24 protein-coding genes and 1 riboswitch are annotated in these 21,107 nt (G+C 41.1%); of the genes, 8 read left to right on the top strand and 16 right to left on the bottom strand.

Annotated features, from left to right (window positions below; all coding sequences use genetic code 11):
- Positions 1–181: 181 nt before the first annotated feature.
- The 10 genes from arsC to ACM0OX_RS02195 all read right to left on the bottom strand — a co-directional run bounded on the left by arsC (position 182) and on the right by ACM0OX_RS02195 (position 10,180).
- Positions 182–592, bottom strand: a complete 411-nt coding sequence (arsC, locus tag ACM0OX_RS02150) for an arsenate reductase, glutathione/glutaredoxin type (RefSeq protein ID WP_414512681.1) — start codon at positions 590–592, stop codon at positions 182–184.
- A gap of 31 nt (positions 593–623) precedes the next feature.
- Entirely contained in the window at positions 624–1,688 is a 1,065-nt protein-coding gene (arsB, locus tag ACM0OX_RS02155) for an ACR3 family arsenite efflux transporter (RefSeq protein ID WP_414512730.1), read from the bottom strand.
- A gap of 71 nt (positions 1,689–1,759) precedes the next feature.
- Positions 1,760–2,839 (bottom strand): PstS family phosphate ABC transporter substrate-binding protein, encoded by a 1,080-nt coding sequence (locus ACM0OX_RS02160; protein WP_414512683.1) that lies wholly within the window; start codon positions 2,837–2,839, stop codon positions 1,760–1,762.
- Between the two features lie 119 nt (positions 2,840–2,958).
- Positions 2,959–3,285: an ArsR/SmtB family transcription factor gene (locus tag ACM0OX_RS02165; RefSeq protein ID WP_414512684.1), complete on the bottom strand. Its 327-nt coding sequence runs from the start codon at positions 3,283–3,285 to the stop codon at positions 2,959–2,961.
- 81 nt (positions 3,286–3,366) lie between these two features.
- Entirely contained in the window at positions 3,367–4,071 is a 705-nt protein-coding gene (locus ACM0OX_RS02170; protein WP_094350610.1) for a precorrin-2 C(20)-methyltransferase, read from the bottom strand.
- Positions 4,072–4,073: 2 nt separating this feature from the next.
- Positions 4,074–4,700 (bottom strand): precorrin-8X methylmutase, encoded by a 627-nt coding sequence (locus tag ACM0OX_RS02175; RefSeq protein WP_414512687.1) that lies wholly within the window; start codon positions 4,698–4,700, stop codon positions 4,074–4,076.
- 236 nt (positions 4,701–4,936) lie between these two features.
- A complete protein-coding gene (gene cobG, locus ACM0OX_RS02180; RefSeq protein WP_414512689.1) occupies positions 4,937–6,544 on the bottom strand; it encodes a precorrin-3B synthase in 1,608 nt (535 codons plus the stop codon).
- Positions 6,533–6,642, bottom strand: a riboswitch (cobalamin riboswitch). (Overlaps the previous gene by 12 nt.)
- A 255-nt stretch (positions 6,643–6,897) precedes the next feature.
- Positions 6,898–8,034, bottom strand: coding sequence for an FMNH2-dependent alkanesulfonate monooxygenase (ssuD, locus tag ACM0OX_RS02185; protein ID WP_414512690.1), 1,137 nt, complete (start codon positions 8,032–8,034; stop codon positions 6,898–6,900).
- Positions 8,035–8,051: 17 nt separating this feature from the next.
- Complete coding sequence (locus ACM0OX_RS02190; RefSeq protein ID WP_414512692.1) at positions 8,052–9,098, bottom strand: sulfonate ABC transporter substrate-binding protein; 1,047 nt, start codon at positions 9,096–9,098, stop codon at positions 8,052–8,054.
- Positions 9,099–9,424: 326 nt separating this feature from the next.
- A complete protein-coding gene (locus ACM0OX_RS02195) occupies positions 9,425–10,180 on the bottom strand; it encodes a dienelactone hydrolase family protein (RefSeq protein WP_334899878.1) in 756 nt (251 codons plus the stop codon).
- Positions 10,181–10,330: 150 nt separating this feature from the next.
- Here ACM0OX_RS02195 and ACM0OX_RS02200 point away from each other — a divergent pair, with 150 nt between their 5' ends.
- Positions 10,331–10,744 (top strand): GNAT family acetyltransferase, encoded by a 414-nt coding sequence (locus ACM0OX_RS02200; RefSeq protein WP_414512694.1) that lies wholly within the window; start codon positions 10,331–10,333, stop codon positions 10,742–10,744.
- Between the two features lie 102 nt (positions 10,745–10,846).
- The gene (locus ACM0OX_RS02205; protein WP_414512696.1) at positions 10,847–11,257 is read left to right on the top strand and encodes a VOC family protein; all 411 of its coding nucleotides are present in this window, start codon (positions 10,847–10,849) and stop codon (positions 11,255–11,257) included.
- 213 nt (positions 11,258–11,470) lie between these two features.
- On the opposite strand, the gene ACM0OX_RS02210 is transcribed toward ACM0OX_RS02205, so the two are convergent.
- Entirely contained in the window at positions 11,471–11,956 is a 486-nt protein-coding gene (locus tag ACM0OX_RS02210; protein ID WP_094350603.1) for a molybdenum cofactor biosynthesis protein MoaE, read from the bottom strand.
- Positions 11,957–12,443: 487 nt separating this feature from the next.
- On the opposite strand from ACM0OX_RS02210, the gene ACM0OX_RS02215 reads away from it, so the two are divergent.
- Positions 12,444–14,552 (top strand): ATP-binding protein, encoded by a 2,109-nt coding sequence (locus tag ACM0OX_RS02215; RefSeq protein ID WP_414512699.1) that lies wholly within the window; start codon positions 12,444–12,446, stop codon positions 14,550–14,552.
- Here ACM0OX_RS02215 and ACM0OX_RS02220 read toward each other — a convergent pair.
- Positions 14,549–14,965 (bottom strand): KTSC domain-containing protein, encoded by a 417-nt coding sequence (locus tag ACM0OX_RS02220; protein WP_414512701.1) that lies wholly within the window; start codon positions 14,963–14,965, stop codon positions 14,549–14,551. The two genes, ACM0OX_RS02215 and ACM0OX_RS02220, sit on opposite strands and share 4 nt — an antisense overlap.
- A 143-nt stretch (positions 14,966–15,108) precedes the next feature.
- Here ACM0OX_RS02220 and ACM0OX_RS02225 point away from each other — a divergent pair, with 143 nt between their 5' ends.
- The 3 genes from ACM0OX_RS02225 (at position 15,109) to ACM0OX_RS02235 (ending at position 17,322) form a co-directional block, all read left to right on the top strand.
- The gene (locus ACM0OX_RS02225; protein WP_414512703.1) at positions 15,109–15,462 is read left to right on the top strand and encodes a cupin domain-containing protein; all 354 of its coding nucleotides are present in this window, start codon (positions 15,109–15,111) and stop codon (positions 15,460–15,462) included.
- A gap of 282 nt (positions 15,463–15,744) precedes the next feature.
- Positions 15,745–16,137, top strand: coding sequence for a hypothetical protein (locus tag ACM0OX_RS02230; protein WP_414512705.1), 393 nt, complete (start codon positions 15,745–15,747; stop codon positions 16,135–16,137).
- A 240-nt stretch (positions 16,138–16,377) separates the two neighbouring features.
- Positions 16,378–17,322 (top strand): tetratricopeptide repeat protein, encoded by a 945-nt coding sequence (locus ACM0OX_RS02235; protein WP_414512707.1) that lies wholly within the window; start codon positions 16,378–16,380, stop codon positions 17,320–17,322.
- Positions 17,323–17,362: 40 nt separating this feature from the next.
- Here ACM0OX_RS02235 and ACM0OX_RS02240 read toward each other — a convergent pair whose 3' ends face one another.
- The 4 genes from ACM0OX_RS02240 to ACM0OX_RS02255 form a co-directional block, all read right to left on the bottom strand.
- Positions 17,363–17,938 (bottom strand): DUF411 domain-containing protein, encoded by a 576-nt coding sequence (locus tag ACM0OX_RS02240; protein ID WP_414512708.1) that lies wholly within the window; start codon positions 17,936–17,938, stop codon positions 17,363–17,365.
- Between the two features lie 544 nt (positions 17,939–18,482).
- Positions 18,483–18,944, bottom strand: a complete 462-nt coding sequence (locus tag ACM0OX_RS02245; RefSeq protein WP_094350599.1) for a pyridoxamine 5'-phosphate oxidase family protein — start codon at positions 18,942–18,944, stop codon at positions 18,483–18,485.
- A gap of 393 nt (positions 18,945–19,337) precedes the next feature.
- Positions 19,338–19,670 carry a type II toxin-antitoxin system PemK/MazF family toxin gene (locus ACM0OX_RS02250; protein WP_414512710.1) on the bottom strand — a complete coding sequence of 111 codons (333 nt, stop codon included), beginning with the start codon at positions 19,668–19,670 and terminating at the stop codon, positions 19,338–19,340.
- On the bottom strand, positions 19,655–19,897 hold the full coding sequence (locus tag ACM0OX_RS02255) for a DUF2281 domain-containing protein (RefSeq protein ID WP_414512712.1): 243 nt from the start codon (positions 19,895–19,897) through the stop codon (positions 19,655–19,657). The genes ACM0OX_RS02250 and ACM0OX_RS02255 overlap by 16 nt, the downstream gene beginning before the upstream one ends.
- A 310-nt stretch (positions 19,898–20,207) precedes the next feature.
- Here ACM0OX_RS02255 and ACM0OX_RS02260 point away from each other — a divergent pair, with 310 nt between their 5' ends.
- Positions 20,208–20,423 (top strand): bromodomain-containing protein, encoded by a 216-nt coding sequence (locus ACM0OX_RS02260; protein ID WP_414512713.1) that lies wholly within the window; start codon positions 20,208–20,210, stop codon positions 20,421–20,423.
- A 60-nt stretch (positions 20,424–20,483) separates the two neighbouring features.
- On the top strand, positions 20,484–21,035 hold the full coding sequence (locus tag ACM0OX_RS02265; protein ID WP_414512714.1) for an alpha/beta hydrolase: 552 nt from the start codon (positions 20,484–20,486) through the stop codon (positions 21,033–21,035).
- Positions 21,036–21,107 lie beyond the last annotated feature (72 nt).

Consider the following 21,107-nt stretch of genomic DNA (forward strand, 5'->3'; position numbering starts at 1 on the left):
GTAATACCAATTCTCTAAAACTCGCCAACAGATTCAAACCTGAAAACCTAGATACAGTCTGAATTTTTCAATTACGAATTACGAATTACGAATTGGTAGAGGTTCTCTGAAATTGGTTGAATTGTTTCTTGCTCCATTGGTTCGAGCTTTAGTGTAATCTCGGTATTACAAGTAATATTTATCAAGCAGTTGTAAATTCTTTATTTACAGACTCAATTAATTGAGTGACCCGTTCTTTGATTTCATCGCGGACTCTCGGAAAAATTTCTGGTTGTTCTGCTGGATCGTCTAACTGCCAGTCTTCAAATACTTCCCGCACAACCCACTCTGGCGGCAAATTCACGCCACAGCCACACAAAGAAATCACTACATCAAAGTCTTTCGCTTGGAAATCACTGAGGGGTTTGGAGTGTTGATCGGTAATGTCGATACCAATTTCTTTCATGGTTGCGATTGCTTCTGGTCTAACCTGACTTGCTTCTAACCCAGAGCTAATCACTGCAATCTTTCCTTTACCAAGAGTTTTAGCAAAACCTTCCGCCATTTGGGAACGCGCAGAATTCTTTTTGCAGACAAACATCACACGTTTCATGGTTCAACTCCTCCGAATAATTTGACTAAATTTAAAAGGTTCTCGATTCAGATGGCGAAAAATAACGTTTTTCAAACCAGAAAGCCACATTAACCAGACCAATCAATACAGGCACTTCGACAAGAGGCCCGACGACGGCGGCAAAAGCAACACCCGAATTAATGCCAAATACTGCGATCGCCACTGCGATCGCTAATTCAAAGTTATTTCCTGCCGATGTAAATGCTACACTTGCGGCTCTAGAATAGTCCGTCTTAACGCGCCAAGCCATGTAAAAGCTGACCATAAACATGATGATGAAGTAGACAATCAACGGAATTGCAATCTTCACTACATCTAAGGGGATCTGAACAATCAAATTCCCTTTCAAGCTGAACATAACGACGATTGTAAATAACAGAGCAATCAGCGTGATCGGGCTGATTTTAGGCACAAATTCCTCATGATACCACTGCTTACTTTTCACCTTTACTAAGAAGAAACGAGTGAAAAATCCAGCTAAAAAGGGAATGCCAAGATAGATAAATACACTTTCAGCAATCTCGGCAATGCTGACATTCACAACACTACCTTGTAATCCAAATAGTGGCGGTAATACAGTGATGAAAAACCAGGCATAAGGACTATAAAAGATAACTTGAAATATGCTGTTGAAGGCAACCAATCCAGCCGTATACTCTGTATTGCCTCGTGCTAAGTCACTCCACACAACTACCATTGCAATACAACGGGCTAATCCAATCAGAATTAATCCCGTCATGTATTCTGGATAACTGTGTAAGAAGATAGCCGCCAGAGCAAACATCAAAATTGGCCCAATAATCCAATTTTGAATTAGTGAAACACCAAGAATTTTTCCGTTGCGAAATACATCCCCTAGTTCTTCATACCGCACCTTGGCTAAGGGCGGATACATCATCAGAATTAACCCGATGGCGATCGGTATATTGGTTGCTCCCACCTGGAACTGGTTGATAAAGGCTTCTACTCCAGGAAAGAAATAGCCAAGGGCAACACCGATCGCCATTGCTAAAAAAATCCACAAGGTTAGGAAACGGTCAATAAAAGAGAGGCGTTTGGCAGTCTTTTTGTTCATCATGGGGTTCATACAGCTACATTCAAAGTTTCATAATGAACAAGTTGATTGGTTTAGATGATTATCCATATCTAAAACTTTCCTTCCTTCCGTAATAACTCTCCAATCGTCAAGTTCATCTCTGCTTCTCCTTCAAATACTGTTCCCACTTTGCCTTGATATAAGTGAACGTAATTGAGGCGTTTACTATCATCTGGTAAAGGTATATAACCTACAGAACTTGCTATTGTTGGGGCTTTATCAATGTAAAATTCGACAAATTTGTTTACTAATTTTTTGTTTTGGTTATCCCGAAAATTAACATAGATAAACAAAGGTCGAGCAAGGGGCTGATACTGAACTTTCTCTACAGTTTGACGTGATGGCAGTACTGCACCTTTGCCGTTGTTAATTGCCAGCGCTTTTAATTTATTTTGGGATTTTTCGTAATAGGCATAGCCAAAGTAACCCAAAGCATTTGGATCTTTGCTAATGCCATCCACCAATACTCGATCGTCTTCACTGGCTGTGTAGTCATTACGACTGACTCTAGTTTTACCTACAGTCGCTTCTGTAAAGTAGTCAAAAGTACCAGATTTTTTCCCAGCACCATACAAATTAAGTGGGCGATCTGGCCAAGATGCACGTACTTGGTTCCAGCGAGTGATTTTCCCTTGGGCTGACGGTTCCCAAATCTTTTTCAATTCTGCTACTGTGATGTCTTTTGCCCAATTGTTTTGTGGATTGACGGCAACGGTAAGCGCATCAAAAGCAATGGGAAACTCCATATACGTCACACCATTTTTTTTGCAAGCTTCCATCTCTGCCTTCAAAATCGGTCGAGAAGCGTTGCTAATATCGGTTTCTCCATTACAGAATTTCTCAAACCCGCCACTAGTACCAGAAATGTTAACTGCAACCTGTACCTGATTCTTTGGATTGGCTTGATAGTCTTTAGCGTAGGCGTAGCCCGCCGCAGGCATCGCCTGGGTAATCGGATAGACCGTGCTGGAACCATCAATTTTAATTGTTGCAGCCTTACCAGAATCTCTGACCTCAGTAACCTTCGGTGACTGCTGAGTTTGAGTAGATGTGTTGGATGGTGCTGTACAACTGGTCGTCAAAGCCAACATTCCGAGTGCGAGAGCCAATTCCTTTGTTGTTGTGTTCATTGACCCCACCCCTGTGAGTTATATCAAGAGTATATCTCCATCATTTCAAAAAAAATTGATTTGTCAATCCGTAGAGAGCTATAAGTAAATAAAACATTACAAAAAAAATTGATGGATTTTTAACTCTCGCAGGGGGGACGAATAGGTAATATGGGGCTAAAACGGCGGAATTCTGCTAAATACTGCTCCAAGGCAACAAACTGCGGTAGATTGAGGCTGTAGTAAATCCAGCGCCCTTCTTGACGAGCGCGAACTAAACCCGCTTCTTTCAAGGTTTTGAGATGAAATGACAGTTTAGATTGAGTGGTTCCCAGGTGGTCACACAGGTCACAAACACATAGTTCTTGAGAGCGCAGCAGTTCTAATACCTTAATCCGTAGGGGGTCAGACAGGGCATGAAAGCCAGCAGCGATCGTATCAGGAGTGAAGGTGCTATTAGAAGCCATCAACTTTTCTTGAAGTATTTCTTTATGGTAAAGTCTCAATCATCAGTTAAACAATACCTTAACTAAAAAGAAAAGGTCAGTCTATAGTCGATTCTTGGTGGGAATCACAATCATTGAGAAATAGGGTACTTCGGCTGGATCGACTTCATCTAGGGGGATGATGCGTTGCTGTGATGTTGATGCCCGCTCAATATATCTTGCCCGTGATGCTAGCCCTAATTTATGCAGAATATCTCGTACTTTGGTAAAGTGACGACCTAGCTTCATAATTGCGGCTGCATCGGTCATCAGCAGATGTGTAGTCAGTTCTTCTGCTGGCAATGGCGCGGGTAGAACAGTGAGAATATCGGTGTAGTAGGTGAAAGGTACACCCAAAGCTACCGGACAAGCCATCAACGAGGAAACTCCGGGGACAACTTCTGTTTCGTATTGGTCGCATAACCGCGTGAACAGGTACATAAATGAACCATAGAAAAATGGATCGCCCTCGCATAACACTACGACATCTCGACCGGCTGCTAAATGGTCGGCGATTGGTTGAATTTCGTTGTCATAAATAGACTTGGCCTTTTCTGGTTCCAAAGCGCGGGGGAGGTGAAATAGTACCTCGATTTGATTGCCAGGAAGATATTGCGCCACGATCGCTCTAGCGATACTTTCTTTATCTGTGGCTGATTGATAAGCTACTACAGGAGCCGCACGTAATAGCCGCAGTGCTTTCAGAGTCAATAGTTCGGGATCGCCCGGGCCGACACCAATTCCATAAAGACGACCTTTGGGTTGCATATTCATTCTTCCTCCGTTGCCAGGGCGTTAACTGCTGCTGCCGCGATCGCACTTCCACCGCGCCGACCGTGTAAGGTTAAAAATGGTACATTTCTGCTATCTGCTGCCAGTGCGGCTTTTGATTCGGCTGCACCGACAAACCCCACTGGAAAGCCCAAGATAATTGCAGGTTTGGGCGCTCCTTCATCGAGCATTTCTAATAGTCGGAATAGTGCTGTGGGCGCATTCCCAATTGCAATTACTGAGCCTTCCAGGTGCGATCGCCATAATTCTAGAGCTGCCGCCGACCTTGTAGTACCCATACGCTGGGCAAGTTCTGGCACTTCCGGTTCGTTAAGGGTACAGATAACTTGATTGTTTGCAGACAACCGCCGTCTGGTAACGCCATCGGCAACCATCCGACAATCGCACAGAATTGGCGCTCCTGCGGCCAGTGCTGCCCTTGCGGATTGTACTGCTGTTGGTGAATATCCTAAGTCTGTGACAATATCCGTCATCCCACAGGCATGAATTAGACGCACAGCAACTTTTGCTACATCTGGTGGTAACACATCTAGGTTTGCTTCTGACCGGATAATTGCAAATGAATTACGGTAAATTTCGTTGGCATCTCGGATATAGTCGGACATTCAATTTTGGATTTTAGATTTTAAATTTTGGATTGATTTGTTAGTTACAGCGCTTCCGGCTATTATGCAATATAGTTTTCTCCTTGCCCCTCTCCTATCATTGCTTTCAGCTTTTAGGATGTACCTCATAGCTGCCGAAACTGCTGTATAGATACTTCTTTTTTAATAGAAAAATACCTAATTTAATTAACCACAGAGACGCAGAGAACGCAGAGTCAGAGAAAGGGAGGAATCAATCATCTGTATTTATCTGTGGTTCCATTTTCTAAGTGTTTATCAAATAACTGCTGTAATTGTGCTATTGGATATCCATTAGCAAATTCCCCAAAGGATTCATTAGAATTTAAGCGTTGAATTTTATATACATATAGCATCCGCTCTATTAATGCAGGTAGTTCGGCAAAAGTTACATATTGATATAGTTCGCGTCCGAATTTCTGATTGCTGTCACCAACATAAATGTGATATCCTTCCACTGTTCTATTTTCAGCCTCAATGCTGAGGCCGAGGAGAGTAATATCACTTTTGCTGTGCTGGGCACAAGATTTTTCGCAGCCAGTGAAGTGAATATTAACTGGGTAATCGAGAGTAATGCGAGTTTTAAGATACTCTGCCAATGCCAATGCATGACTTTTAGTGTCAGTGGCAGAAGCGGCGCAACCCTTTTTTCCAGAACAGGCAACTAATCCACCCTTGATGTTGCTTGCAGAAGAATCTAATCCTAATAAAGCAATTTCACTTTGGACATCAGCAACCCATTGCTGAGGAATATCTGTAAGGAGCAAATTTTGCCAAGGGGTTAGCCTGAGAGTTCCACTGCCGTATTTTGCTGCTAAATCTGCTAAACCGCGTATCTGTCTACTTTCCAATCGGCCAAGAGGCAAGACGACACCAATGTAAAATAAGCCTTGCTGACGTTGGGGATGGATGCCAATATGCTGATATTTCGCATCTGACCTCTCCCCCAACCCCTCTCCTTGTAGGAGAGGGGAGAATTTCTCTCCCTTCCCTTGCAGGGAAGGGGGTTGGGGGGTTAGATCTTTTCTGATTTCACTAAATAAAAGAGAAAAAGGTAGACGCTGCTCAACTTCTTGGAGATAATTTTCACAACCCAAAGTATTCAATAACTCTCTTAGACGTAGCCGCCGCTTACTCGTAGTATGACTATAAGCTAGATAGACATCCGCCAAAGCTGCTAAGACGGGCAAACAGTCCTCTGGTGGTAACAAAATTCCAGTATCGCTGGGCGATTGACCCTTCTCGCCGACACTGAGATAGAGGCGAAAATAAACATTATCGTTAACTAAGACAGCTGCAAAGGTGATATCATTCAAGCGATCGCACACCTGAATTATCCCACCACCATCAAAGCAAACGCTAAATTTGGCCGACAGTCCCGAAAGCGCCGGATGTGCAGCAATATAATCATCCCAACCTTGGACAAAAGGGCGAGTGTCGATTAATTCTTGGGGATCGATACCAGCAGTTGGACTGGTCATAATATTGCGGATTTGGTCTACAACAGTATTGTCAGAACCCAATCCCATATTTTGTAGGTATTTCAGAACCTCAGCACTTATCCCCGTGCGGATTTCACGGACTTGCAGGTTGGCTCGATTAGTCACATCTATATAGCCGCCACCGTGCTGTTCTGCTATATCTGCGATCGCACGGCACTGCTGACTACTAATAATCCCACCTGGTATTCTAACGCGAGATAATATACCATCTGCGGCGGGAGTAGCATAAAACAAGCCAGGACAAGTGGCAAACCCAGAAACCAAACTTAGAACTCCTTCCCCGTGCAACGCAGGGAGTAGACGGTGAGTGTGTCTTAAGGACATCCTGAGAGTTGGCATTCTGACTTGGGTAATCCCATCACAGCTGCGGCACAGTCCCGGAATTTCACCGGAGTTTCCCAACTCCCAGCTTTAGTAATTTAGATTTTGTTGAGGTTATAGATTTTAACCAGACATCATCCAGATAATTATCTTACATTACTATAGCCATAAATTTTAACTGAGCTTATCCACTAGCGATCGAAAGATATAGCTTTTGAAGCTAGTCTATAAATTGAATTTAGTTATAGCTCAGGTAGGAATGCTTGAGCCTTTTTGCTGCAAAACTTGCTTTAGAAAAATTAGGCTGTCTAAGTTGAGGTTTTTTAGTACTCATGCTTTTTTTAATTTTGAATTGCTTACACAGGCTGTGGTTTGAGTAAATCTGTTTTGGTAACAAATTCACTGAATGTACTTGCAACCTGCTGTGGCAATGCGATGCCTGGGGTTTGCACTGGTAAGCGAGGAAACAGTAATTCTGCGACTCGATAAGCTTCTTCGAGATGGGGATAACCTGAGAAAACGAAGGTATCAATTCCTAAATCGGCATATTCCAGCATTCGCGCTGCAACTGTGTCTGGATCTCCAACTAAGGCAGTCCCAGCACCTCCACGCACTAAGCCAACACCTGCCCATAAGTTGGGGCTAATTTCTAGGTTTTTGCGTTCGCCATTATGCAGTTGAGCCATGCGGCGTTGTCCTTCTGATTCCGACTGAGCAAACCGCTGATGTGCAGCTGCTATGGTTTCATCATCAACATACTGAATCAGTTCATTAGCTGCATCCCAAGCTTTTTGCGTAGTTTCGCGGACTATGACGTGCATCCGAATCCCAAAGCGGACTGTTCTACCTTGTTCTGCTGCTAATCGACGTACCTTTGTAATCTTTTGGGCAACTTGACCTGGTGGTTCACCCCAAGTTAAATACACATCAATGTGTTTGGCAGCAACTTGGAGCGCCGCATCTGAAGAACCACCAAAATATAAAGTGGGATAAGGCTTTTGTACGGGAGGAAATTGGAGTTTAGCGCCTTGAACTTTCAGATGGCGACCACTATAGGTTACTTCTTCACCTTGCATTAGCGATCGCCAAATTGTCAAAAATTCATCTGTGAGTTCATAACGCTGGTCACGATCTAAGAAAATTCCATCTTTTGCAAGTTCTTTGGTGTCGCCACCAGTGACAACATTCAGAATAATTCGACCATTAGAAATCTGGTCAAAAGTAGCAGCCATTCTAACTGCCAAAGAAGGCGACATAATTGCCGGACGAAAGGCTACAAGAAACCGCAAGCGTTCTGTAACTGAAATTAATGAAGTAGCGACAATCCAAGTATCTTGTTTTTGTCCAGTACCAATCAACATCCCGCCATAGCCCAATTTATCAACAGCTTGGGCGATTTGCTGCATATAGGGGTAAGTGGCTGGTCGCCTGCCGATTGTAGTACCTAAATAACGCTCATCTCCCTGTGTCGGCAAATACCAAAAAACTTCCATTTTCTTATCTCCTGGCACTATTTTTGGCTAATGGTTTCCGGTGTTATAGCTGCATATTGTTCGCTAGTCAGCATCGCTTCCTTAATATTGATGGGTTTAGGAATCACTTTTTCTTTGGCAAACAAATCGGCAATTTTCTGTTGTTTTTCCATGATTTCGGGTGTAATTGGTCTTAACCCGTAAGTTCGCCTTCCAACCATTGTTGTTAAAATATCTTCATCAATTTTGAGGTGAGGAATAGTCAGTTTTACAACTTCTGCTCGGTTTTTCTCAGCCCATTGCCCTGTGTTGTCTATCTCCTCAAGAACTAATCGTACTAATTTCGGATTTTCTGTGGCAAATTTTCTCGCTGCCATGTAATATCCGCCCTGAGTAGAAATGCCACTAGCATCTCGCAAAACACGAGCATTGGCCTTTTTTTCAGCCACAGCTAAATAAGGATCCCAAGTTACCCAGGCATCAATTTTTCCTTGAATAAAGGCATCACGAGCCTCTGAAGGAGGGAGGCTAATAGCTTGAATATCATTATATTTTAAACCAGCTTCTTCCAAAGCTTTTATTAATAAGTAATGGGACGCAGAACCCTTTTGAAAAACTACTTTTTTACCTTTGAGATCGGCTAAAGTCCGAATCGGTGAATTATTTTGAACGATAATCCCGCTTCCTTTACCAGTACTGGGTTTATTACTAGCAACATAAACTAAAGATGTGCCCGCCGCTTGGGCAAATATCGGGGGAGTCTCGCCTACAGAGCCAATATCAACCCTGCCCACATTCATCGCTTCCATCAGTTGTGGCCCGGCGGCAAATTGCGCCCATTCTACAGAAACACCTAAAGGCTTTAGACGTTTTTCGATCAATCCTTTAAGTCTGAAAATATCCCCAGAACTTTGATATCCCATTCGGACAACTTTGGTTTTCAAGCCAGTGGTTTGATTTGCTGAATTTGGAGTTTGGACTGAGCAACTGATTAAGGTTGTTGAGATTGTTAATAATCCAGGTAAAAGGAATAGTGAAAAACGTTGAAAAATTTGAACTCGTGGCTGTTTGAAGGCGGGAATCATGGACGTGATACTTTATTTTTTTATTTGCTTTTGGACTTATTTGGCTAATATTTGCCTATTTTCAGTCGTAAAGGCACACAGATCATTGGTGTCAACTTAACGTGAAAGCCAGCCTAGAAAAAGCTTTTAGATATTGTCTCGTTCCCCTGCTCAGACTGGGAATGCTGTCTTAGAGGCTCAGCTTCCTTTGCTGGCGGCAGAGCCACCAGGAGCAGCATTTCCAGCCCAGAGGCTGAAAACGAGATTTGACAAAGCTTTTTGCTTAAGTTGACACCAATGCACACAGATGTGCGCCTCTAGTGTTGTATTGCTCGTAACCTAAAGATTTAAACTTTTTGAAGCTGAAGGTTCTTTTGGAATAGTTCTTGAACGTTTTTCCAAGCATCGGCAGCAGCTTCGGCATTGTAGCTAGCGCGATGATTGCAGAAAAAGCCATGTCCCGCACCGGGATAACGGAAGATAGCATGAGTAATCTGATTTTTCTTCAATTCAGCCTCAATCTGTTCTGTATGTTCTAAGGGGATTCCCTGATCGTCAAGACCAAAGAAGGCGTAAATGGGGCCTTTAATCTCTGGAGTGCGGGTGATGGTTGGTTCTCCACCGCCGGGAGTTGAGTTGGGAATCCCGCCACCATAGAAGGAAGCTGTAACTTTAATATCTGGTAAGGTGGCAGCTAGATAAACGACATGACCACCAAAGCAGAAACCAATGGAGCCGATCGCATCTCCTTGCACATTTGGTAGAGTTCTTAAATAAGCGATCGCAGCCTTAATATCACTCAATATTTCATCGGCTGTTGTCTGTTCCTTATATCCTCTTCCTTGCTGAACATCTTCAGGAGTGTATCCACCCTCAAAACCGGGAGCGGTGCGTTGAAATAAAGTCGGTGCGATCGCCACATAACCCTCTTTGGCAAATTTTTCAGCAACTTCCCGAATGTGAATATTAACCCCAAAAATTTCCTGAATCACAATCACGGCTGGGAAGGTTCCCTTTTGGGCTGGTTCAGCTAAGTAAGCATCAATTTGCAAATCTCCGTTAGGGACTTTCACTTGAGCAGTGCGAATTTCTGTGTTTGTCATCTTAGGATTAGCCTGTAATTGCTTTCAGGACGCGATGTTTTATGGTAATTTTTGTACAATACTACTTAAAATATATCGATTTGCCGTAGTTTTAAGAGTAGTATTTCACAAACAATGTGCAAAGGCAAGTCCTTTGATTTAGAGATGTAGATGAATATAAGACCATATCAAGAATCTGATGCTGAATTAGTCAGTGCTTTGTGGGATGAGGTGTTTCCTAATAACCCATCGCACAGCAGCCCAAACTTGGTAATCAGTCAGAAGCTTGCTGTACAGCCTGAGTTGTTTTTCGTTACTGAGATTAACTCTGTAATTGTAGGCACTATCATGGCAGGATATGACGGGCATCGCGGTTGGCTATACACAGTTGCGGTCAGTCCTCAGTATCAACGGCAGGGTATTGGTAGCAAGCTAGTGCAGCACGCAGAGAGGGTATTGATAGCGATGGGATGCCTCAAAATCAATCTCCAAGTTCGTGTCTCCAACGCAGAAGTAGTTGAGTTTTATAGAAAACTTGGCTATCTCATTGAAGAACGCATCAGTATGGGCAAGCTTGTTGTATAGATGTTTGGTAGTCGGAACAGAAAAACTTTAGAAATACGCCAGTATTAGGGCAAAAGGTGATTGTAGCGTTACCAAATTTAACCCAAATTAGGAGAAAAATTTATGAAGCTTAATGCAGTTCATCATATTCAAGTTACCTATCCTCTGGAAGTGGAGGATACAATGCTGTTTTTTTATAGTAAAGTTTTAGGATTGAGTGAAATTCCCAGACCTGATGTCATCAAAAATGATTCAGGAGCGTGGTACAAGTTGGGAGACATTGAACTGCACGTTAGTAGAGAGAAAAATGCCAATAACCAAGCATCTAGACGACATTTTTGTTTCCAAGTCGATAACTTGAACGCCTTTGAAGAACACCTAAAAGAGCATAGGATAGAAATTATTCCCGATCGACGACCACTTCCAGGATGCGTGCGGTTTTTCCTCCAAGATCCCGGTGGGAATCGTATAGAGATTGCAGAGTTCGTTAAGAGTACTTTTGCACAGCGACAAACAATCGATGTTGTAGCCTGAAACCCTTACTGTGGAAACAATCGACACCATTCAACGTTCGCGCAGCGTCTCGTAGAGAAGTTATCACGGTTTTCAAGGTTCTGGTGAGTGGTGTCGATGAGTTCAATAGATTTGGAAAAAGAGCATAGCATTTTACCTATGCTTGTCAAGATTTTGTCAATCTGACTCCTGTTAGCGCAGCGGGGCGTAGCCCATTCTGAATTCTTTTTCAAATCAACAATTTTCTCCTGATGTTTCACACGCACCAATACTCACCCAGGTGCTAGAACCGTCTTGCCAATGTTCTTTTTTCCATATAGGGGCATTGTGTTTGAGGGTATCAATAGCATATTGGCAAGCTTCAAACGCCTCACTCCGATGAGGAGAACCCACAGCTACTAAAACGCTGATTTCCCCAACTTGCAAACGTCCAACACGATGATAAATCGCGACTCGATTCACATCAGACATAGATAAGCGAATATCAGCAGCAATTTGATAAAATATCCGCAACGCCATCGGTTCATAAGCTTGATACTCTAGAGCAATCACAGGCTTACCATCGGTTTGATTGCGAACCATACCACTCATCACAACCACAGCACCATTGGCTGGATCGTCAGATTTGGCGTAGATTTCTTCCAGAGATAATGGCGCAAAGGTAATGGCAAAACTATCTTCGGCTCTTGGTTTAACAGCAGAGGTAAGTGTGGTTGTCATAACTGCGTTGATATTATATAGGTTTTTTCTATTGTCTCTGAAGAAAGCATTACTAGTCTATGTTGAGTGGCTTTAGTTAATGCTTGTGGGCAAAAGAGGATTTTTGAAGTTGATAAATTTTGTTGTCTATCAGGATAGCAATTAAGGATTAAAATTCTCTTGTCATAGTAAAAGTAATTTTATTTGTTAGCAAAAAATACTCGTGACTAAAATCTTCTAAAATCTGTTTAAAATCACCATAATTTACTGTTATCCCCCTTAAGACATATTATTATAATTAGAACAATCAAGTTATCTGCTTGTTCGCTTATTTCAATAATCCAATGGTGATTTGATTGAGCTATCAAGTGCAGTCAAGGCTGAATTGCCCACAAAAGTCTGTGTGATATTTTTGGTGGCAATGCTCACCTCCAGAAAGCACTATAAATCCACGTTTATTAGTAACACGAGGGCAAGTGGTCATTCAGCAATAGTTAGGAACAATTTAATGAAATCTTTCGTGTCTAACAAAGAATCAGCGAGGCTTGAGGCTCTGCACCAGTACCAGATTCTCGACACTCCACCAGAAGAAGCATTCGACGATCTAGCGTTTTTAGCCACACAGATTTGTAACACACCGATCGCCTTGATTAATCTAATTGATGCTAACCGTCAGTGGTTCAAAGCTAAGGTGGGGTTGGATGTACCGGAAATGCCACGAAATAAGGGCTTCGGCTCTATTTGCATGGAAAGTGGTGAAGTTTTGATTATTCCCGACACCTTGGCTGATAAACGATTTGCGACCAATCCCCTAGTTACTTCTGCTGAATTTGGTGCGAGATTTTATGCTGGTGTTCCTTTGTTAGCACCGGAAGGAGAAGCGATCGGGACTCTGTGTATAGTCGATCGCGTACCACACCAAATCAATCCCCAACAAGTGGAAGCATTGCAAACTCTTAGCCGCATGATAGTTAGACAACTAGAGAATCGGCGGAACTTAGTTGAACTGGCAAGCATCAAACAGGAGTACAAGCAGGTACAAGAAGCATTACACCAAAGCGAATCTATTTTGGACAGTTGCAAACAAGTAGAACAACAAATTCACGAACAAGCAGTATTGTTGGATCTTGTCAATGATGCAATTTTCGTGCAAGATTTGTCCAACAAAATTTTATTATGGAACAAAAAGGCTGAAGAACTTTATGGATGGAAGTCAGAAGAAGCTATAGGCAAATACTTCGATGAACTTTTATCCACTGAAGCTTTGGCACAATATTTAGAAATTTATCAAACTGTCTTAAAGAATGGTTTTTGGCAAGGTGAGTTACATAAAACTAGCAAATCTGGAAAGAAACTGATCGTTGAAAGTCGCTGGATGCTGCTTGAAGATGAGCATTCTCAAGTCAAATCAATTCTTGCTATTGATACTGATATTACCCAGAAAAAACAATTAGAAAAGCAAGTTTTACGTGCCCAACGCATGGAAAGTATAGGCACTCTCGCTAGTGGGATTGCTCACGATTTAAATAATGTGTTGTCACCAATTTTGATGTCAGTGCATCTGCTCAAAGCAAAAAACCGCGAACCACAAATTAATCAGATGCTATCAATCATAGAAAGCAATGCTAAACGTGGTGCTGATTTAGTTAAGCAAGTGCTGTCATTCGCCAGGGGAATCGAAGGCGATATCCAAGGACAAACCGCTACGCCTCAACATACTGTACTTCAAGTCAAACACTTGATTTTAGAAATACAGCAAATTATTTTACAAACATTTCCCAAATCAATTACAGTGTACACAGAAATTCAGGAGGAATTGTTACCTATTTGTGCTGATAGCACCCAACTGCATCAGGTATTAATTAATTTGTGTCTCAATGCGCGGGATGCCATGCTTACAGGCGGAACTTTAACAATATCTGCCGAGAATATTTGGATTGATGAAATTCATGCAAGTATGCATATAGGAGCTAAAGTTGGTGCTTACATTGCCTTGACAGTTGCTGATACAGGATTGGGAATTAGCAAAGAAATATTAGATAGAATATTTGAGCCATTTTTTACGACAAAAGAGTTGGGTAAAGGTACAGGGCTTGGGCTATCAACAGTAATATCAATTATTAAAGAACATGATGGTTTTATTAATGTATCAAGTTGTGTAGGCGAAGGGACAAAATTTCAAGTTTACTTGCCAGCAGTTAATCAAGTTCCAATCCAGTCGTTAAAAGATATAGAAATCCCAACGGGATCGGGAGAATGCATTTTAGTTGTAGATGATGAAACTGCCATTCAGGAAATTACTAAAACATCCCTAGAAAACTATAATTACACAGCAATTACTGCTGGTGATGGCATGGAAGCATTAGAAATTTACACCGAGCATCAAGAGACAATTAGTGCGGCGATTATTGATATAATGATGTCCAAGATGGATGGAGCAACTACCATTCGCACATTGCAAAATATAAATCCGCTGTTGCCGATTATTGCTGTAAGTGGACTAGTAACAAGTGAGCAAGTACCGCTCGATAAAACGGCTGAGTATACAGCCTTTTTATCTAAACCTTATACAACGCAAGAATTATTGAAAACCCTACATGCAGTTATTAGTCATTAATCTGCACGATCTAGACGATCGCAGTCATATCTACCTTTAATTTCTTGATTGAAAAAGCTGCCAATTGAGTCCGAGGAATGTAAATCTTCCCAAGTATCCTCGTCTACGCCTAAGTACTGATAAACCGCTCCACTCTGAAACTCAACTTGCAAAATCTGTTCGTTGCGATCGTAGCCTACAGCCATAGCCATTGATGAGACAACTGGTAGCATGACAATTGGTTCTTCTTCAAAGGGTAATGCAGTCGTTTCGGCAATTGCCTCGTTGAGTTCTTGCAATCCTTCATAAGCTTGTATCGGGGCCGGAATTTCCAAAAACTCTAGTTCGTTGCCTCGATCGAGCAACAATTGCAAATATCCATCAGAATGAGCGATCGCTACTAAACTGCTCAAGTCTACCTTAGATAGCTTCATTTATTTTGTACTCTCCTATTGGTGTAGTCGGGAGTGGTAAAGTTTTATGCAATATCAAGCGTGTTTATAGTATATTTGTACTATAAACACGCTTTGCCGTCAAGCTTGCTAGAACACTAATTAATTAAAAAGAGGTAAAGAAGATGTCAGAACAGACCTTTATTCAAACCGACTTTGAGCGATCGCTGGACATTGAGCAGTTTCCTGGTGCTAAGTTTTTACCCCTAGCCGAGCCTGTATCGCAGGGTTCAATACACCTGTTAACAATGAAGGCAGGTACAACGATTCCCATTCATACTCATCCTTGCGATGAGTATGTCTATGTGATGAAAGGAGTTGTAGAAACTGGGGGAAAGAGTTGTTCTGGTGGAATTTTTTGGTTCACCCCAGCCCACACCCAACAAGGCCCCCACATAGCAATCACTGATGTAGAAATACTCACGATTCGGCTTGGGCCAATGGGCGTGTTTGAGTTATCAGCCGCAGATGCGCCTTAGCAGCAGAAATTTTTGTTTTGTTAGGGGAATTCAAGAGGCGAATTGAAAAACTGCATAAATGTTCAACTCGCCTCAGTTACATACTTGAAAATTTCAACCAATCTTTTTTGTGTCTGGACTTAACTGAGTCTCTATTGCTGTTTGTATCACTCAATTAGCTCACCCTTTTGGGTGAGTCATAGATCAACCGATCAGATGACCTGACTGAAGGAAGCTGAGATTAATAATAAAGAGGAATCTATTACTAAGGAAGACCGATCGCATTTTACCTAAATATAACTTATGAAACTTACTAACTTAATAAATTCTGCACTGATTTTTGCTTCTATCACTCTTGTACCTGGAATCGCTGGCGCTCAAACAGCTACTACTAACAACAGTGAAACAATAGCTGTTAACTCTAATAATTTATCCACTAACTCGACTTCTGCGAATTACCTCCAGCCTTTGAATCTAGTTAATTTTGCTTATCAAGGAGGTCTGCAACAACATGGTATTCCTAGCGGAGAAGAGCTAGTACTTAAAACTTTGAATAGAAATATTCTTGCGAAAGATTTGGTTAAAGCTGCTGTGAATGCAGATAAATTACCATCACAAGTTTTAAACGATCAAAATTATTTAAGTGCTGTTAATTTAGAACTCAACGTATTGCCAGATTATGCTGCTGCTGATTAATTTGGTTTTTCTTATACCTTTTGAGAACGCTAAGTTTTTCAGTATGGTATATTTGTATGCTTATTACTAAGGATAAATAAAAGCCTTTTATACATAGCGATCGCTGTGTATGAAAAGATATAAGAAAGCTTGATATTGAAAAAGAATTTTTCGATTTGGACATAAGTTGCACTTATCCTGTGCTAAAGCCACAGAAAATTGTATAATCGACAGCTTATCGAGCAAAAATTTCTATAGAGAATGACAGAAGTAATAAGATCCGGGGGCCTAAATAATATTGAGTCCATTGAGTTTGAAGAGCAGTGCTTAGAAAAAGCCAGAGAAACAGGCGATCGCAATGCAGAAGTCATTTCTTTGGCAAGTTTGGGCAATGCTTACCAGTCACTAGGTGAGTACCACCTAGCAATTGAGTTTTATCAGCAGTGGTTAGATATAGCTAAAGAAATAGGCGATCGCTTAGAAGAAGCTAAATCTTTATCTGGGTTGGGTAACGCTTACCAATCACTGGGAAAATACCAGCGAGCGATTGAATTTTATCACCAGTGGTTGAGTATTACCAGGAAAATAGGCGATCGCACTGGGGAAGGTATTTGCTTAGGAAGCTTGGGTAATACTTATGAATATCTGCGTAAGTACGAGCAAGCGATTGAATTTTATCACCAGTGGTTGAGTATAACCAAGAAAACAGGCGACTGGACTGGGGAATGCATTTGCCTGGGAAGTTTGGGCAACACTTATGAATCATTGGGATCTTACCAACTAGCAATTGAATTTTACCAACAATGGTTAGGGCTGGCAAAATTTATCAGCGATCGCAATGGTCAAAGCATGGCCTTGAGTGGATTGGGCGGTGCTTATAAGGCTTTAGGAAAGTACCAAAGGGCGTTGGAGTTCTATCAGCATTCATTAGAGATTAGAAGCGATCTTAATGACCCAAACGGGGAAGCAAACGCTTGGTTTAATGTGGGTTTGGTATTAGAAAAAATCAATCGCGAATCAGAAGCGATGGATGCCTTTTGCAATGCTCGTGAAATTTATCTTGCAATGGGACTCGATGCCAACCTGCAAGATTGTAACCATGCCATTGAGTTTCTTTCTCAAAATATTGCAAGCGCACCATCTACTTTCTGGTTGAGGAGATGGTTAAGTCATTTGTCGCAGTCGATCAAAACTGGTTCTAAATAAAGAGTGCTGAGTTTTGAGTTAAAAGACCCCTTTAATTCACTCAGGACTCACCAGGATACTTATTGAATACTGCAACTGAGTTATTGCGAGCGAAAGAAAGCACAGAAAACGGGTCTTTTCGATTGCCCATTTCCATCCCCGGAGTGCCTACAGGCATTTGAGGAACAGATAAACCAACAACATTTGGCTTTTCTTGAAGCAGACGTTTGATGTCGCCTGCGGGGACGTGTCCTTCGATAACATATCCATTAACAATTGCTGTATGGCAAGATGACAAGTTATCCGGCACGTTGTATTTTTGTTTGACTGTTTCGATGTCAGGCGTAGAAAAATCTGTGATTTTAAAACCCTGTGTCTTTAAGTGCTCAATCCACCCGCCACAACAGTTACAATCGGGACTGTGATATACGGTGGCATTTAGCACTGTCGATTTTGATGATGTCTGTTGCTCTTGGATGTGCCTAGTGCTAAAAACAGTTTGAGCATGACTCATAGGAGCAGTGCTTCCCAAGATGCTCAACATCCCTAATGTTAGAACCACTATTTGCACAGTGGCAGGCATCAAGATGGGAAGTAACCATTTTTGCCAGCAATAAATCAATTGTTTGTGCGACATCTGATACTTCCTAAATACAACATTGCTTCCAAAACACTCTGCGCTTGCTTTTCGTCCCTGTGCGTTTAGAAAGACTACGATTTTACATAAAAGAGATATGAGTAAAATTAAATATGTGTTACCCATAACCCTTGTAGAAACATAGCAGCGCTACGTCTCTACATTCATTTTTGCTCATATCTCTAAAACTGTACTATATCCTATTAAAGCAAAAGCGATTCCTTATTAGTCATCATATTTTCATGAAAACAAATGGAGCGATGTCTACGATGGTCACTGAGCTTGTTGTACCCCTCCGGGGAAGCAAGCTACGCGGAGCGTCTGTCTGCGACACGCTGCGCGAACGTAGAGAAGTGCGGGCTACGCCTACGCTTTTCTTGAGGCGATCGTCCCATGATTGATATTTTGGTGGCTAGTCACTTCAAATACTGTTCGGTTAAGAGACGCGATGAATCGCCTTCTCTACAATAATCAGTCTACAAGTCTGAAATAATTCGTAATTCAATTGTTAATTACGAATTACGAATTACGAATTATTTATTACTTAAAGACGTGATGGGGTCAAAAAACTAATTGTTTGTGGCTTGAAACTCGATACACTATCCCAATAATTAACCTGGTTAATATTCACCTTCAACAAAGCAATATCAGGTTCGTCTAGTCCTTTAGGAAACCAGGTTTGAAGTTCCGGCTTCCATAGTTCTCGCATCTTGTTGCGGTCTTTCACAAGTTGTGCTGTACCTGAGATAGAAACGTATCGCTGCTGTTCGGGTGATGAGAAACTAATATTGACCTGCTCATGGTGTTCAATTTCAGTCACCTTATGGGAACCAGCATAAGTAAAAAACCAGAGTATACTATCAGAGTTAATCTCACCACTCTTTGACATAGGGTAACTATGCAAGCTGCCATCATCATCGACTGTGGTAAACATACCATAATCAATATCTTTGATTAGCTCATGCAGTTTTTTAATCTGTTGATCGCGGTCTGTAGAAGTTGTCATTGTTTGTACTTTTTTCTCTATTTATCTATTTGTTATCTGGGCTGTAATTTTTGATTACAACCAGATTTAATGCTGATACCGTTATTTTTCAGTATTAACCTTTTTAGTTTCAATTGCGTGAGCCTAAAGGTGTAATTATAATAAAAATAGCTTTTTTAGTTATATAGCGTTTCCTAAGCAACTGAGGTACACCTAAATCTTTGTGAGCAAGGTTAGTAACTTTGAAAACGTACCTCACCAGATCGGGAACCGCTATATCTATAGAGATATTGGTTGAGAGTGACTTTTACAATCAGACGCCCCAAGTCCATGTAGAACTGTCAAACAACCGCCAGTTACCGAATCAACTGTCATCAGTCCAACTTAGTCAAATACTCCATATAACTACAGCCTTTAGTGCTGTATAATTTCAATAACTTTATTAATCACCTCTGTTAATTTTTCAGGTTTTATTTGACCTGCTTGATATAAAACAATTTCTTGATCGGCAGTAAAAATTCGATTTGTTCTGATATTACTTGGCTGATTCAATCGACCGTAGCTAAAATTACTATTATTCAGTTCAATAGCATAGATATCACTAACTGATTGGCTAGTAATTTGGCAAAGAATCAGGTCATTCCCCTGAAGTGTAGCAAGAACTAAAGCAGGTCTGCGTTTTGTCTGAGTTAAGTCTGAAAAGGGAAATGGAACAATAACAACATCTCCTTTTACAAATCCTGCCATGCTGTATCTTCCTCTGGTCTTAACCAATCTTTTTGCAGTGATGATTCACTCATAATGGTGATTTCTAAAATTTTATCTTTTTGGTACTTTGCTTGTAAGAATTGAACAAAATCTAAAATTTCCTGTAACAGAGGTTCAGGTAATTTTTCTAGTTCTTGTGTAATCTGTTCTTTAAGCATAATTGTCTGATTATGTATTTGGGCAATATCTAAAATAATATTTATCATATCTATTTTTGAATAAAAATATAAAATCAAATAAATCCTTGCAACTGTAAAATTTTATGTAACACCAGTAGCGATCGCAGCTCGTCATGACAATAGTTATTACATTGGCGATCGCCACTCATGACTTGTTATTTGCGTATTAAAGTATTAAAATTTACGCAGCAAAGTATTCTTACTCTAAGATGTTAAATTTATACCCACTGAATGAGCCTCTTCAACCCATAGCAGGAGTATCACTTTCCATTCAGCGTCTACTATAGACAACTAGGAAATCAAATTGCAGTAGTATAGTATATCTGCCTTTTAAATTATGGACTGGAAGTACAGGTGGAAAAATGGTTATCGACCAAACCGAGACGAAGCAGCAAAAAATCCTCATTTGTTAGATGAGAATCAGTTCGAGAACGAACAAGACCGAAAGCTTGCTGAAGAAACTACAAGGAAGCATTTGGGCGTACCTGCACCAACTTTAGACGAAGATCAATCAATACTACCTCATGCAGCTTCGCCTAATAACAAAGTTTAATCCTAAGACATAGGCATTTTTTGCTTATGTCTACTCCATACCATTATCAAGTTTAACAAAATGCAGATTTCTCAACTTTTCAGTCGATTAAACAATAAAAAATTTACTAAGTTACTCACTCAGATAGTAGCTTTAGGTATAGGCGGTATTGTTCTATTTTCAACTACTAATGCTAATGCTGCCGAGCAAGTTGTTTTAAAGTATGGTACTTTTCAGGGGCAAATATCGGTTGAAGAATTAAGTCAGTTTACAGAAACTGGCAAAACTACTCCAACATTAAGAGCTTATTTACAGGCAGCGCAACAAGATCCCGCAGTAGCTCGTAAGGCACTGAAAGCACCAATAAAAGCTGATGCTGCATTTTTAAATAGCTTACTAGGTAGTTGGGCTGGGCCAATTTTAGTTAACCAAATTGGTGAGGTAGTTCACCCTCCTGGAGGACAATTAGATCGGCAGGCATTGCGAAGCGCTTTAAGTACATCTATTCAACAAAATGGTGAAGTTACACTACTTGGAGCTATTCAGAATTATCCAAATACTTCTGTTGAACTTGAAGGAGATCGTCTCATCTCTGTTTATGAACGCCTTAGTAGTCTTGCAGAACTCTTATAAGGATTACTTACAGACAATAGATTTGTCATGAGATGATTTGTTTAGTGTCTCAAGAGTGATAGATTTTAGTCT

The sequence above is a fragment of the Nostoc sp. PCC 9305 genome (genome assembly GCF_963920915.1).
Taxonomy (GTDB): domain Bacteria; phylum Cyanobacteriota; class Cyanobacteriia; order Cyanobacteriales; family Nostocaceae; genus Nostoc.